At 66.2% G+C, this 13,908-nt stretch carries 10 protein-coding genes and 1 pseudogene; 2 read left to right on the top strand and 9 right to left on the bottom strand.

What is annotated here, in order from left to right:
• Nucleotides 1-16: 16 nt before the first annotated feature.
• The 8 genes from ACSKB8_RS25030 to flgB form a co-directional block, all read right to left on the bottom strand.
• Nucleotides 17-1,006, bottom strand: a complete 990-nt coding sequence (locus ACSKB8_RS25030; RefSeq protein ID WP_438107093.1) for a Tim44 domain-containing protein — start codon at nucleotides 1,004-1,006, stop codon at nucleotides 17-19.
• Nucleotides 1,007-1,583: 577 nt separating this feature from the next.
• The gene (cckA, locus tag ACSKB8_RS25025) at nucleotides 1,584-4,166 is read right to left on the bottom strand and encodes a cell cycle histidine kinase CckA (protein WP_438107091.1); all 2,583 of its coding nucleotides are present in this window, start codon (nucleotides 4,164-4,166) and stop codon (nucleotides 1,584-1,586) included.
• A gap of 155 nt (nucleotides 4,167-4,321) precedes the next feature.
• The gene (gene flhB / locus ACSKB8_RS25020; protein ID WP_438107089.1) at nucleotides 4,322-5,401 is read right to left on the bottom strand and encodes a flagellar biosynthesis protein FlhB; all 1,080 of its coding nucleotides are present in this window, start codon (nucleotides 5,399-5,401) and stop codon (nucleotides 4,322-4,324) included.
• Between the two features lie 7 nt (nucleotides 5,402-5,408).
• The gene (fliR, locus tag ACSKB8_RS25015; protein ID WP_091897984.1) at nucleotides 5,409-6,179 is read right to left on the bottom strand and encodes a flagellar biosynthetic protein FliR; all 771 of its coding nucleotides are present in this window, start codon (nucleotides 6,177-6,179) and stop codon (nucleotides 5,409-5,411) included.
• A 17-nt stretch (nucleotides 6,180-6,196) separates the two neighbouring features.
• Nucleotides 6,197-6,460 (bottom strand): flagellar biosynthesis protein FliQ, encoded by a 264-nt coding sequence (gene fliQ / locus ACSKB8_RS25010; RefSeq protein ID WP_011088555.1) that lies wholly within the window; start codon nucleotides 6,458-6,460, stop codon nucleotides 6,197-6,199.
• A gap of 166 nt (nucleotides 6,461-6,626) precedes the next feature.
• Complete coding sequence (gene fliE, locus ACSKB8_RS25005; protein WP_438107086.1) at nucleotides 6,627-6,935, bottom strand: flagellar hook-basal body complex protein FliE; 309 nt, start codon at nucleotides 6,933-6,935, stop codon at nucleotides 6,627-6,629.
• A 17-nt stretch (nucleotides 6,936-6,952) separates the two neighbouring features.
• Nucleotides 6,953-7,378: a flagellar basal body rod protein FlgC gene (gene flgC, locus ACSKB8_RS25000; protein ID WP_128932833.1), complete on the bottom strand. Its 426-nt coding sequence runs from the start codon at nucleotides 7,376-7,378 to the stop codon at nucleotides 6,953-6,955.
• An 18-nt stretch (nucleotides 7,379-7,396) separates the two neighbouring features.
• Nucleotides 7,397-7,801 carry a flagellar basal body rod protein FlgB gene (gene flgB / locus ACSKB8_RS24995; protein WP_438107084.1) on the bottom strand — a complete coding sequence of 135 codons (405 nt, stop codon included), beginning with the start codon at nucleotides 7,799-7,801 and terminating at the stop codon, nucleotides 7,397-7,399.
• 352 nt (nucleotides 7,802-8,153) lie between these two features.
• Here flgB and ACSKB8_RS24990 point away from each other — a divergent pair.
• Nucleotides 8,154-9,127 (top strand): annotated as a pseudogene (locus ACSKB8_RS24990) (flagellar biosynthetic protein FliO).
• A complete protein-coding gene (gene fliP, locus ACSKB8_RS24985) occupies nucleotides 9,124-9,882 on the top strand; it encodes a flagellar type III secretion system pore protein FliP (RefSeq protein WP_438107082.1) in 759 nt (252 codons plus the stop codon). The pseudogene ACSKB8_RS24990 and the gene fliP overlap by 4 nt, the downstream one beginning before the upstream one ends.
• Before the next feature lie 253 nt (nucleotides 9,883-10,135).
• On the opposite strand, the gene ACSKB8_RS24980 is transcribed toward fliP, so the two are convergent.
• Nucleotides 10,136-13,852 carry a tetratricopeptide repeat protein gene (locus tag ACSKB8_RS24980; protein WP_438107080.1) on the bottom strand — a complete coding sequence of 1,239 codons (3,717 nt, stop codon included), beginning with the start codon at nucleotides 13,850-13,852 and terminating at the stop codon, nucleotides 10,136-10,138.
• Nucleotides 13,853-13,908: the final 56 nt, after the last annotated feature.

Here is a 13,908-nt window from a genome sequence, read left to right as displayed (position 1 = left end):
CTCGTGTCGCGAGCGATCAGTTGGTCTGCTGGATCGCCGACAATTCCCAGCCGGTGCTCGGCCGGCGGGCAAACGTCCAGATCTCGGTCGCCTCGCCCGGCTGCTCGCTACCGGCCACGACTGCGCCGGTGTTGCGGTCGACCGTCTTGTCGATGAGCCCGAAGCGCAGCGCCACCGTGGCGTAGTCGGTCTCGCCTTCACGCCAGGCTTCCGCGAGGTCGCCCTGCAACAGCTTGACGTTGGTCACCTTGTTGACGACGTTGCGCGCGCGGTTCTGGGCGAGATCCTGCTCGAAATAGGAGACCATCTCCGGCGTCGCGAGCGTGTGCAGCTTGGCCACGTCCTCGTTCGACCAGGCGGTCTGGATTTCGCCGAGCAGGCGCTCGAACGCCTCATAGTCGTCCGGCTTGATCTCGAGCGGCGCGCTGTTGGCGCCGAAGCCGAAGCCACCAAGACCGCTGCGATAGTTCGGCTGCGGTCCTTGACCGGCGCCCGCATTAGCATTGGCATAGGCCGGCTGCGACGTGTGGCGGCGCTGCCACCAGGACATCGCCAGCCGCACCACGAGCACCACCAGCGCGATCTGGATGATCAGGCCCAGGATCGAGGACAGTCCGCCAAGGCCGCCGAACAGGCCGCCGCCGAACAGCATGCCGAGCAGGCCGGCGCCGAGGAAGCCGGCCGCAAGGCCGCCCAGGAAGCCGCCGCCGCGGCCGAACAGGCCGCCGCGCGCCGGCGCGGTCGCGGCCGAATTCATGCCTGCGCCCGGCTGGGTGTAGGTGCGGTTGAACTGCGAGGTGGAGCCCGGCGCAGTCGTGGTCGATGGCGGCGCCGAATAGGTGCGCGAGCCGCGCGAACCCGACGAGAAGCCGCCGCCGACGCGGGCGTCAGCGGACGAGATCGCCAGTGCGGTCGGCAGCGCAAGCGCCAGCACGACGGCAATGGTCTTGAAGAGACTGCGGGAGCGTTGCGAGAAAGTCATGTGCGTTTTCCAAATCCCCGGCATGGGGACGTGCGCTTAAGATGGGCAGACTTCCCGAAAAGTGAAGCCGGTTTCGGAACCTATTGCTGCGGCCCTCAGTCGCGGGGATGTGGCAAAAACCCATATTTGGCGGGGGTTTGGCCGCATTTGGCGGGGGTTGGCCGGGTGGGGAACCGAGGTCGCGGGATACCGGCGCTTTTGCGACGGGATTTCCGCTTTTTCCCTCGTCATGGCCAGCGCATCTCTCCCACCACGTCATTGCGAGGAGCTCGCGACAAAATTGCGTAGCAATTTTGCGCTGATGCGACGAAGCAATCCAGAATCTTTCCGCGGAGACGGCCTGGATTGCTTCGCAGAGCCTGTCATCGGGCCGCGCTTTGCGCGGACCCGGTGGCTCGCAATGACGGTGTTGAAGCGGTCGCGCGCATACACTCCCGATGTCGTCCTGGCGAAAGCCAGGACCCATTACCCCTAGAGGCAATTTGGCGAAGGCTGGTCGTTCGGGATTGGCAGCGTGCGCAACCGAGAGATCACGCGGTATGGGTCCTGGCTTTCGCCAGGACGACGGCGGCGCGTCAGTGCAATCTCTCGGGCACAACGCTCACCCAGCCTTCGTCATCGTTTCCTTCACCGCCGCCACGAGCTGGCTCAGCGTGAACGGTTTTGGCAGGAAATCGAATTGCTGGCCCTCGGGGAGACTCTTCTCGAACGCATCCTCGGCGTAGCCGGAAACGAAGATGAACTTGATGTCCGGGTTCTTCTCCCGCATCGCCTTCAGCAGCGTCGGGCCGTCCATCTCCGGCATCACCACGTCGGAGACGACGAGATCGATCGCGCCGCTCTCCTCCTCCAGCACCTCCATGGCCTCGACGCCGTTCTCGGCCTCGACCACGGTGTAGCCGCGCGAGCGCAGGCCACGCGCGTTCAGGGCGCGCAGGCCCTCCTCGTCCTCGACCAAGAGGATGGTGCCCTGCCCGGTGAGATCGGTGCGCGGCTTGGCTTCCGCCGCCGGTGCGGCTTCCTTCGCGGCGCCATTGGCCGCGCTGACCAAAGCTGCGGGCTGCTCGACCTGCACCTCCGGCTCGGCATGATGGCGCGGCAGGAAGATATGGAACGAGGTGCCCTGCCCCGGTTCGGAATCGACATAGATGAAACCGCCGGTCTGCTTGACGATGCCGTAGACGGTGGAAAGCCCGAGCCCGGTACCCTTGCCCACCTCTTTCGTCGAGAAGAACGGCTCGAAGATCTTGTCGCGGATGTCGGCGGGGATGCCGGTGCCGGTGTCGGCGACCTCGATCCGGACATAGTCGGCGGCCGGCATGCCCTTGTAAGCGAGCTTGCCCGCGTCTTCGGTGCTGACGTTTGCAGTGCGGATGATCAGCTTGCCACCGTCAGGCATGGCGTCGCGCGCGTTCACGGCGAGATTGACGATCACCTGCTCGAACTGGGAGACGTCGACCTTCACCGGCCAGAGATCGCGGCCGTGGACGAGGTCGAGCTTGACCTTCTCGCCGATCAGCCGGCGCAGCAGCATGGTGAGATCGCTCAAGGCATCGCCGAGATCGAGCACCTGCGGCCGCAGCGTCTGCCGACGCGAGAACGCCAGCAGCTGCCGCACCAGCGTCGCGGCGCGCGTCGCGTTCTGCTTGATCTGCATGATGTCCTGGAACGACGGATCGGTCGGCTTGTGCGCGTTCAGCAGGAAGTCGTTCGCCATCATGATGGCGGAGAGCACGTTGTTGAAGTCGTGGGCGATGCCGCCGGCGAGCTGGCCGACCGTCTCCATCTTCTGCGACTGATTGATCTGGTTCTCCAGCGCGCGCCGCTCGGTGGTCTCGAGCATGTGCACGATGGCGGCTTCCGCCTCATTCTCGGCCGCATCGACCGGGGTGACGAAGAACTGGCCCCAGCGTTCCTTGGTCCCTTCCAGCGCCACTTCGACCGGCGCGATGTCGGCCCGGCCTTCGGCGGCCTGGTTGATGGCCGCGATCAACAGGTGCCGGTCGCGGGAATTGACCGCGCGGAAGATCGACTTGGAGGCGCTGTCGAGCCCGAGCGCCTGTCCGAGCTTGGCATAGCGCGCATTCGCGCGCACGACATTGCCGCCGCGATCCACGGTCGCGATCGCCATTGGCGTGTGGTCGAAGAAGCGCATGAAGCGCACCTCGGCGGCGCGGTCGGGATCGCTGCGCTCGTCGCGGGCGCGGCTGATCACGAGCGTGCGCGACGGCCCCGGCGCGCCGTCGGCACCGAAGGCGAGCTTGTGATAGAGCCGCACCGGCATGGTCTTGCCCGTGCGCATGCGCAGGTCGATGTCGAAGACCTCGGTCTTCACCTCGCCCGGCACCGCCACGATCGAGGTCAGCAGCGAGGCGCCGTCGCCGGAGACGATGTCGGTGAGCTTCAATCCACCCGAGCCGATCTCGGCGAGGTCGTAGTCCAGCCAGTTCGCCAGCGTCGCGTTGACATAGGCGAGCTCGCCGGCCGGATTGACCGAGAAGAAGCCGCAAGGCGCGTGATCGAGATATTCGATCGCGTGCTGGAGCTCCTGGAACACGTCTTCCTGGCGCTCGCGGTCGCGGGTGATGTCGGCGATCGACCACACCGCATATTTCGCCTCGCGCTTGCCGGTGCCGAGCGGGCGCACCCGCATGCGCAGCCAGCGGCCCTGGTTGCCATCCTGGCCGGAGATGCGTACCTCCTCCTGCTGCCGCTTGCCTTCGCGGGCGGCTTTGAGCAGGCGGAACACGGCTTCGGAGACGTCGGGATTGCCGATGAAGACGCGCTCGACGGGACGCACGTCCTGCGGGCCGGTGGCGCCGGTCAGCGTCAGATAGGCCGCGTTGGAATAGACCACATGCCCGCGCGCATCGGTGACCGCGAGCCCGTCGAACGCGTGATCGGAGATGCGGGCAATGATGGGATCGTCGAGATTACGGTCGGCGAAGCGGATGATGCCGGCGGCGAAGGCGAACAGGTTGAACAGGCCGACCATCGCCAGCACGGCGAGGATGCCGAGGATATAGGGCTGCGCCTGCGCGCGCCCGAGCGTCATCAGCCCGACGGCGACCGCGACGAGGCCGGCGGCCACCAGCAGCACCAGCGCGATGCTGCCCGAGCGCGGCGACGGCTCGTGCGCCGCAACGGGCTCGCGTGTGAGGTCGTGGTCGGTCTCAGCAGTCATCTCGAAGCTGGCGCAGCCTGTCGGCAGAGAATCAACGCGCTCCGGGGCGCACGGGGTCCTCCCTGCCTGAATCGGACCCAAAGGTGCAAGGGCAGCAGGAGCGAAAGGTACGCTGATTCCCAGATTACGACCATTTCCGGTACTTTTCCGGCATTTTATCCCCGCCCGGCGCCGAATCCGCGCTTCAGCCGCATGACGTAGCCGATGACTTCGGCGACCGCATGGTAGTGCTCGGTCGGGATTTCCTGGTCGATGTCGACGGTGGCGTAGAGCGCACGGGCGAGCGGCACGTTCTCGACGATCGGGATGTCGTGCTCGCGCGCGATCTCCCGGATCTTGAAGGCGAGGTTGTCGACACCTTTGGCGACGCAGATCGGCGCCGACATGCCGCGCTCGTAGGACAGCGCGACCGAATAGTGGGTCGGGTTGGTGATGATCACGGAGGCCTTGGGAACCGCCGCCATCATGCGCTTCTTGGCGCGCTGCTGCCGGAGTTGCCTGATCTTGCCCTTGATGTGCGGATCGCCTTCGGACTGCTTGAACTCTTCCTTGATCTCCTGGAGCGACATCTTCTGCCGCTGGAACCAGCTACGGTACTGGAAGAAATAGTCGGCGATGGCGACGATCGCGAGCGCCGCCACCACCGCGCCGAGCAGATGGATGGTCATGCTGGTGGTGGCACCCAGCATCGCGGCCGGATCGAGCTTGACCATCGCCTCCATGCGATGCCGCTCCGGCCACAGGATCATGGTCATGACCACGCTGAGCGCGATCAGCTTGCCGAGGCCTTTCAGGAAGTTCGCCGCCGCCTGCTTGCCGAAGATGCGCTTGAAGCCGGCGCCGGGCGAAATCTTGCTGAATTTGGGTTTCAGGGATTCGGCCGACCACACCAGACGGTGCTGGAGCATGTTGCCGGCAATTGCCGCCAGCACCAGCATCAAGAGGGGCACGCCAATCGCCGTGAGCACGGCGAACTCGATCTGCTGCATCAGCGCGAGCAGAGCCCTGCCGTCGGTCTTGATCATCCAGGAATTGGCGAGCAAGTTGCGCATCGGCGTCAGCAGCCCGCTGCCGACCGAGCCCGAGAAGGTCGAAACCACGAGCGTGCCGCCCGCCATCATGAACCAGGTGTTGATCTCCTGGCTCTTGGCGACGTCGCCGCGTTCGAGCGCATCGTCGAGGCGCTTTTGCGTCGGGTCTTCTGTTTGACTCTCTGGATCGTTGTCTTCCGCCATCGATCACCTATTTGAGCGGCATCATCTGGTGCATGACACCGATGAAATAGTCGAGAAACGTACCCATCATCGCCGTGAGCACCACGGCGAGGACCAAAAAGCCCGCGAAGATCGAGAGCGGCACGCCGACGAAATAGACCTGCATCTGCGGCATCAGCCGCGCCAGCACACCTAACCCGATGTTGAAGACGAGGCCGAACACCAGAAACGGTCCGGAGAGTTGCAAGCCCAGGCGGAACGCGGCTGCGAAGGCCCGCGTTGCCAGCGAGGCAATATCGCCGCTCGAGACGGTCTCGCCCGGCGAGAAGATCTTGTAGCTGTCGTTCAGCGCCGCGATCACCAGATGGTGGCTGTCGGTGGCAAACAACAAGGTCACGCCCAGCATGGTCAGGAAATTGCCGACCAGCACGCCCTGCTGTCCCTGCGTCGGATCGACCGAGGTGACGAAGCCGAGCCCCATCTGCTGCGCGATCACGGAGCCGGCGACTTGCAGGGCCGAGAGCGTCACACGGGCGGTCGCGCCCAGCACGATTCCGATCGCGATCTCATGCAGCATCAGGACCAGGAGCGGCGCGAGCGAGCCCATGTCGACCTGATAGGCATTGCGGTGCAGGGGCAGGATGATCAGCGTGAGCAGCAGCGCGATCGACAGCTTGATCCGCGTCGGGATGTTGGTCTCACCCAGGCCCGGCAGCAGCATCACCATCGCACCGACCCGGGCGAAGGCGAGCATGAAGGAAGCGGCGAGCGCCGGCAGCAGCGAGACGTCGATGCGCATAGTTTACGCATCTTGCCTCAGCCGCCGATGATTCGCGACGAGATCCGCAGCATGTGGGCGTGGAGCGAGTCGGCCATGAACGGAAGCGCCAACAGCATCGTGGCGAAGATGGCCAGGATCTTCGGCACGTAGATCAGCGTCTGCTCCTGAATCTGAGTCAGCGCCTGGAACAGCGACACGATGACGCCGACCACGAGGCCGACCACCATCAGCGGCGACGACACGATCACGATGGTCCAGATCGCATCGCGCGCGACGTCGAGGGTTTCGGGTCCGGTCATTGCAAACTTCCTTTATTCCTTCATCCCAGCCAGCCCGGCGAGGAACAAGCGCCCTCTCCCCCGTCATTGCGAGCGCAGCGAAGCAATCCAGACTGGCGCCTGCGGAAAGACTCTGGATTGCTTCGCTGCGCTCGCAATGACGATTGGGGCGAGCGCCATTCCCAAATCAGATCGGCATCTTCATGATGTCTTCATAGGCCGCGATCACGCGATCGCGGACCGAGACCAGCGTGGACACCGCGACATCGGTGTCGGCGACCGCCGTCACCACGTCCATCACGTTGGCCTTGCCGGCGGCCATCGCCACCGTCTGCGCGTCGGACTTGCGGCCGGACTCCATGACGCTGCCGACAGCGTCTTTCAGCAGCGAAGCGAAGGACTGTCCGCTGGGCTCGCTGCCCTTGCCGGCGCCGCCGTTCTCCAGCACGCGGGCGAGACTGGCGTAAGCGTTGGCGGCGATTGTCGGTGATGCCATGGCTCAAAATGTCCTGTTCAGCTCTTGAGGATGTCGAGCGTGCGCTGGATCATCCGGCGCGTCGCACTGATGATGTTGAGATTGGCCTCGTAGGACCGCTGCGCGTCGCGCATGTCGGTCATCTCGACCACCGAATTCACGTTGGGATATTTGACGTTGCCGCTCGCATCCGCGGCCGGATTGTTCGGCTCGTATTTGACGCGGAAGCTCGACTGGTCGGGCTTGATCCTGCCGAGGGTTACGACCTGCGCCTCGAGCGTGCGGTCGAGCGCGGAAGAAAAGGTCGGCACCTTGCGCCGGTAGGGATCGCCGCCTGATGTCTGCGAGGTCGAATCCGCGTTTGCGATGTTCTCCGAGATCACCCGCATGCGCCCGGCCTGGGCCCGCAGGCCGGAGGTCGCGATCGCCATCGAGCGGGCAAAATCGCTGCTGTCATTCGCCATGATGGGGCTCCTCTAGGTCTAGCCCTTGCCGATCGCGGTCTTGAGCAGATGCAGGCTCTTCGAATAGAGCGAGGTCGCCGCCGCGTAGTCCATCTGGTTGCTGGCCGCCTTCATCATCTCCTCTTCGAGATTGACGGCGTTGCCCGCAGGGCGGGTCTCAAAACCCGCATTCTTGTTCTGGTCGAATGCGGAGGCCGCGCCTGACGGCGTCATGTGAGAGGCGCTGGTACGGGCAAGGGCCAGAGGCCCCATCGACCCCGTGACGGTGCCGGTCTTGTCGAGCTTCGGCTCGACTAGGTCGCGCGGCCGGAATTTGGGGGTGTCGGAGTTGGAGACGTTCTCGGACAGCACGCGCTGGCGCTCCTGGTGCCACTGCATCTTGGTCCGAAGCGCCGACAGCACCGGGAGGTCGTTGATGGACATCGTTGCGGCTCCTTCCGCCCCTTCCGGACCTTGAGGTCCGTAGCTAGGCAGAATTTGCCGCCTGTATGGTTAACAGCTGGTTAAAGATGTCACGGGCATCTGTTCCCCGATGGCACACGAAATGCGCGCTTCGTGATTCGACCCTGCCAAAAGTGGCATTAACCCAACCGTTTGGCGGCGCGTACACGGGCCAAGAAGTCGTTTTGGATCGAGCGATTCATAGGTTATTAAGAGTTGGGGACGGCAAAACCTGCCGTGGAACATTAAGAGATCGCAGTTTGGGGCATCGTAGGCCGGTGGTTGGCGCGTCTGACCACGGGCACGAGAAAAGCGCCATTTGTCGGGGACAAGTATGCAAGGCAGCCCTATCACCTTCATCGTCGCGTTCATCGTCGTTCTGGCGTTGATCGGCGTCGCTGCGTGGCTGGTTCGCCGATTCGCCGGCAGCCGGCTGGGCGCCAACACCCAGCGCGGCAGGATGCCCCGGCTCGCCGTGATCGATGCCGCCGCCGTCGATGGCCGGCGGCGCCTGGTGCTGGTCCGGCGTGACAATGTCGAGCATCTCCTCATGATCGGCGGCCCGACAGACATCGTCGTCGAGCCCGACATCGTTCGCGCCGCGTCCGGCCGCGACCAGCTTCCGCAGCGTCCCAGCGCCGCGGAACCGCCGCCGCGCCTCGCCCCCATGCCCGATTCCGGCGGCTGGGCCGACGAAGCGCCGCGACCAGAGCTGCTGGATCATCCCGAGCCACACATGCCCGAGCCGCCGCCGCGGCCCACGCGCCCGTCCTTCGCCGATGAAGTGCGCCGGCCTGCGCCCGCTTTGGCCGAACGCCGCAGCGAGCCGCCGCTTGCCGGCTTTCCGCCCGAACCGATCGCGCCGCGGCCCGAGCGTGAGCCGCGCCCCGAGCCGCTGCCGCCGCGCATTGCCCGCAACGAGCCGCCGCTGATGCCGCGTCCGCCGCGCCAGAGCGAGCCGCCGAAGATGCCGCCGGTGCGCGCCGAGCGCGCAGCCGCGCCGCCGCCTCCCCCATTCCGCAGGCTCCGCCGGTTCCGCCACCGGCCCCCGCCGCTATCCCCTCGAGCGCCGAGCAGAATCTCGCCGAAATGGCTCAGCGACTCGAAGCTGCCCTGCGCCGCCCGGCCGGCGAAACGGTCGCGCCTCCGGTTGCGCCGGAGCCGCCGGCCGCTCCCCCGCGCGCGGGACGCAGCGAGCCGCCGGCGCCACCGGCCCCGCCTGCAAAGCCCGCCGCGGAAAAGACCAGCTTCGAAAATCTCGAAGACGAGATGGCCTCGCTGCTCGGCCGTCCGAAGCCGTCTTCGTGAGGCTGCCGGCCCTCCCGCGTAGAGTTCTTTTCCTTTCTGTCCTGGTCGGCGCGGCCTCGCTCGCGAGCCTTGCGCATGCGCAGGACATCAGCATCAACCTCGGCGGCGGCGCTGGCGGTGGCGGCGTCACCGAGCGCGCGATCCAGCTCATCGCCCTGCTCACGATCCTGTCGATCGCGCCGTCGATCCTGATCATGATGACGTCGTTCACGCGCATCGTGGTCGTGCTGTCGCTGCTGCGCACCGCGATGGGCACGGCGACCGCGCCGCCGAACTCGGTGATCATTGCGCTCGCGATGTTCCTCACCTTCTTCGTGATGGGTCCGGTCCTGCAGAAATCCTACGACGAGGGCATCCGCCCGCTCGTCGCCAACCAGGTCAGTGTCGAGGACGCACTTCAGCGCGCCGCGGTGCCGTTGCGCGGCTTCATGCAGAAGAACGTGCGCGAGAAGGACCTCAAGCTGTTCCTGGATCTCTCCGGCGAACAGCCGCCGGCCACGCCCGACGATCTCGCACTGCGCATCCTCGTCCCCGCCTTCATGATCTCCGAGCTGAAGCGCGCCTTCGAGATCGGCTTCCTGCTGTTTCTCCCCTTCCTGATCATCGACCTCGTCGTCGCTTCCGTGCTGATGTCGATGGGCATGATGATGCTGCCCCCGGCAACCATCTCGCTGCCGTTCAAGCTGATCTTCTTCGTCCTGGTCGACGGCTGGTCGCTGGTGGCGGGGAGCCTGGTGCAGAGCTACGGGGGATGAGGCCGATGCATCCGCAGTCATGCCCCGCGAAGAGGCATCCTCTGCGCTCCCAGCGATAGCCTCCGGCCCCTCCCCGTCATTGCGAGGAGCCCTCGCGACGAAGCGATCCAGACTGCCGCTGCGGAAAGATTTTGGATTGCTTCGCTGCGCTCGCAATGACGAGAATGGGGTGGCGACCTTCCGACACAACTGCGCTCGCGATGACGGAGACTGCGGCGCCGTTCCGGGCCGCGCTTCGCGAGGCAGCAGAGCCCTATCGCGTCATCTTGATCTGCCGCACGACCGGGATCGTGGGCAGCGAGCCGGTGTGATCGGACTCGTCCCTGGCCTGCGGCGCGCTAGGGGCGCGGGCGGTGGCGTCGGGGAAACGCTGCTTCATCTCGCGCAGGAAGCCGTCGAGCGTATCGACGCTGGCAGCCAGCTTGGCGATCTCGGCGAATTCGGCGCTGGAGGCAGCCGCCGGCTTGCTCGCGATGTCGAAGGCGAGACGGTCGGCGCTCTCGCTCATCAGCGGCGCGTATTTCTCGCGGAAGCGTGACAGGCCGATCGAATCGTCGGCGAGCGCGTAGCCGACTGCGGCGCGGATGATATCGCTCTTCTCGACCGCATTGAGCGGCTTGAAGTCGCGGAAGCGCTCGCCGTAGTAGAGCTCGATCTGCTCGGCGGATTCGCGCCAGCGCCGCGCCGCCCAGAAGATGTCGGAGCGCAGGCGAAGCACTTCGCGCCCGGCGACGTTGGAAACGATGTCGAGCGCGAGATCATGACGGCCGACGTCGCTCTGCGCCCGCCCTTCCAGGAGCAGGCGCTGCTGCCTGAGCTCCCCGGAGAGGTCGCTGATGCGGCTCGCGCGCAGCGCGGTGATCGCCATATCGGGCTTGCGGTTGGCGAGATAGATCATGGCAAGGCGCGCGGCGACCTGGGCACGGGCGGCGCCTTCGAGGCGGTGATCGACCTGGTATTGCAGGAGCTCGGCGGCCTGGTCGAGCAGATCGATCGAGGCGAGACGGTCGGCGAGACGGCGGATCAGCTCGTCGCCGCGGCGGCCGATCGGCGTCAGCTCGCGGAACTCGTAGAACATCCCGAGCGCCTCGACCGGCGGCAGCTCGTCGCCCTTGGGCCCCAGGAAGATCTGCGTGAACAGATCGGAGGCGAGATCCTGCGCTTGGCGCGAGGCTTCTGCGTTCGGCTGCAGCTTCGTCGCGGTGCGAGCCGCCGTCAGCGCGTCCCGGTAACGCCCGTTCTCGGCATAGAGCTGCGACAGCATCTGGAGCGTCTTGACCTCGATCGCATCGCCGCGCCAAGTCATCGACAGCGTCTCGAGCTCGCGCAGCGCTTCTTCCTTGCCGATCTCGTCCCGCTTCTGACGCAGTGCGACCTCGAGCTGCTTGGCCTCGGCCGCAGCCGGCCGGTCGCTTGAGGCGACCGCGAATTTGTAGTCGTCGAGCGCATCCTTGTCGTGGCCGAGCGCCTCGGCGAGCCGGCCGCGCAGGACGGCGAAGCCGGGCGCAGCCTCGGGCGAGACGCCGACCACCTCGAGCTCGCTGCGGCGCTTGGAGGCGCCGGCATAGTCCTTCACCTCGAGGGAAGCGCGCATCGCGTCCATCGTCACGATGCGCTGGATGTCGAGCGGCAGCGAGGCGATGGCGAACTCGACGTTCTTGAATTTCTCGCGCGCGTCCGCCCATTTGCCCTGGCGCGCATAGGCGAGCGCCTTCCAGAGCTGGGAATCGTGGCTGTTGCCGATCACGGGATTGGCGAGGTCCTTCAAGCCCTGCGCCGGCCGGCCGATCAGGATGTTCGCGATCGCATGCATGATCAGCGCGCCGCTCTCCTCCTTGTTGAGGGGATCGCTCAGCATCACGTCCGTTACGGCCTCGGCCTCGTGATACATGGCGCGCGACATGTAGAACTGCGCGAGGTCGAGCCGCGGCAGCGAACGCAGCGCGGGGTCGACGGCCGAGATCGCCGTCATCAGATCGCTCTGGCGCGTCCAGAAATTCTCCGACTGGCCCTTGCGCCAGCCTTCGGGGCTGAAGATCGGCCGCACCGCGGTCGGGGCCCGCTCGGCCGAGATGTCGACCGGCGACAGCGTCAGCCCGCCCTTCTTGCCGAGAATGACCTTGTCGGCGCCGACTTCGACGCCGACCTCGTCGGAGTTCGGCCGGATCGCAATGCCATGCGCGGATTCCAGCAGCGAGAGATCGACGAGGTCCTGCCGCTTGATGAAGCCGCGCACCGGCCGCTGCGCGGTGACGACATAGAGCGTGTCGCCGGCATCGGGATCGGTGAGCTTGTGCAGAACGCCCGGATTGGCGAAGGGGATCGCAATGTTGGCGAGCGCAGGATCGGTGATGTTGCGCGACATCATCAGCGGCAGCGGCGTCGCCTGGATCTTGTCGGCGAGCGTCAGCAGCCAGTTGGTCTCCTTGCCGAGCTCCTCGCTCGTCAGCGAGTAGACCAGCGGACGGGTGAGGCGGATGCGAACCGCCTGCCCCTTGTCGAGCGGCACGCGACCGACCTCGCCGATCATCGCGCCGCCCTTGGTGCGGATCGCCTCGACATCGATCGGCTTCGGTGTATCGAACACCAGCCAGACCGTGTCGCCGCGGCGGAACGCCGCCGCAGGCGTTGCGACCTGAAGCGGGAACGTCACGCGCAGGCCGTCGCTGTCGCGGCGCGCATCGACTCTGGCAACACCGGACTGCACCGCCGCCGGCACCGACGCAGGAGCAGTCTTGGGAACTTCCTTGGCAGCTTCCTTGACCGGCTCTTTCGCAGCTTCCTTCACGGCCTCTTGCGGTGCTTCAGGGGCGGCTTCGGCAACGGGCGGCGCCGGCTTGGAGGCTTCCATGGGCGCTGCTGGAGCGTGCGCAGCCTCAGTCGCCGGCGCCGGCTTCGGCGCTTCGACGGTCGGCATCGCGCCGGGCGCTTCCGGCTTCACCTCTGGCTTCACCTCTATCCTGGCTTCGCGTGCGATTGTCTCGGACGTCGGCGCCGCGATCTCGCGATGAGCGTCCTTCGGCTTCTCGCCCGCCGGGCTTTCAGGCACAGGCGCAGGTCCGTGACCTGCGGGCCTGAGCTGCGCGATCGCCGCCTCGGGCGTCGCCGCCGCCCTGCCCCTGTCCGGCTGGAAGGCGATGTCGACGACGTAGTTCTTCTCGTCGCGGAACGAATGCACGTCGGAATCGCCGATCAGCGCGATCTCGACACTGGTCTGGTCGATGTCGGCTTTCTGCTTGATCGAGGCGACGTTCGGCGGCGCGGCGACGACCGCGTCCGCCAGATCGAAATTGAGGTTGGCATTGAACGCGAGCGTGAGCTTCTGCTCATTGAGCACGGAGGACACGCCGACGCCGTCGGGCATCTCGAACACGAAGCGGACGAAGGTCGGCTGCACCGAGGCGCGCACGCGGATCTGCGGACGCTTCTTGGCCTCGGCTGCGGCGCGCTGCGCGCGCAGCGCGCGCTCGGCGACCCGGGCGCGCTCGGCCAGTTCCTTGACTACTTCCATCGGCAGGCTCGGCGGCGGCCCCTTCCACCCCTCGGGCAAGAGGTCGATGAAGGTGCGCTCGCCGGCATTCATGGTGTTGACGGTGACCCGGCGCGCTAGCGACAGGCGGATGGCGCCGCCATCGGGATCGCGCCGAGCGGAATTGACATAGTCGGGCGCGCCTTCCGGGACGCGGTCGACGGGTACGTCGACGGGCCGATCGAAACGGATCACGAGAATGGAGCCGGCCGTGGTCACCTCGGACGAAACGTCCTCGCCGAGCTTGATCACGAGACGGGCAAAACCGCCGCCTGCGGAAAAACTCGCCTCGCCCCTGACGGGATCGGCCGCCCGGGCAGGCGCCGCGAGGCTGATCAGCAGGCAGGCCGCAAGCACGGGCACCTTGCGGACATGACGCGACAATTGCCGCACCAGGGCGCGGGCTCGCGTCAACAATCCAGCGGCAGCCTTTCGCGCCATTGGCGGCATTTCTTCCGGTCCGACAATCCATGCCGGCAATGGCGCCGGCCGGTGCC

Source organism: Bradyrhizobium sp. BR 1432 (assembly GCF_051547705.1).
GTDB lineage: Bacteria > Pseudomonadota > Alphaproteobacteria > Rhizobiales > Xanthobacteraceae > Bradyrhizobium > Bradyrhizobium zhanjiangense.
Note: the sequence above shows the minus strand (reverse complement) of the source record. Positions and strands in the feature narration are given on the sequence as shown.

Coding starts and splice junctions, on each gene's coding strand:
- ACSKB8_RS25030 (WP_438107093.1), bottom strand. CDS start 1,006: ATGCCGGGGATTTGGAAAACGCACATGACTTTCTCGCAACGCTCCCGC.
- cckA (WP_438107091.1), bottom strand. CDS start 4,166: ATGACTGCTGAGACCGACCACGACCTCACACGCGAGCCCGTTGCGGCG.
- flhB (WP_438107089.1), bottom strand. CDS start 5,401: ATGGCGGAAGACAACGATCCAGAGAGTCAAACAGAAGACCCGACGCAA.
- fliR (WP_091897984.1), bottom strand. CDS start 6,179: ATGCGCATCGACGTCTCGCTGCTGCCGGCGCTCGCCGCTTCCTTCATG.
- fliQ (WP_011088555.1), bottom strand. CDS start 6,460: ATGACCGGACCCGAAACCCTCGACGTCGCGCGCGATGCGATCTGGACC.
- fliE (WP_438107086.1), bottom strand. CDS start 6,935: ATGGCATCACCGACAATCGCCGCCAACGCTTACGCCAGTCTCGCCCGC.
- flgC (WP_128932833.1), bottom strand. CDS start 7,378: ATGGCGAATGACAGCAGCGATTTTGCCCGCTCGATGGCGATCGCGACC.
- flgB (WP_438107084.1), bottom strand. CDS start 7,801: ATGTCCATCAACGACCTCCCGGTGCTGTCGGCGCTTCGGACCAAGATG.
- ACSKB8_RS24980 (WP_438107080.1), bottom strand. CDS start 13,852: ATGGCGCGAAAGGCTGCCGCTGGATTGTTGACGCGAGCCCGCGCCCTG.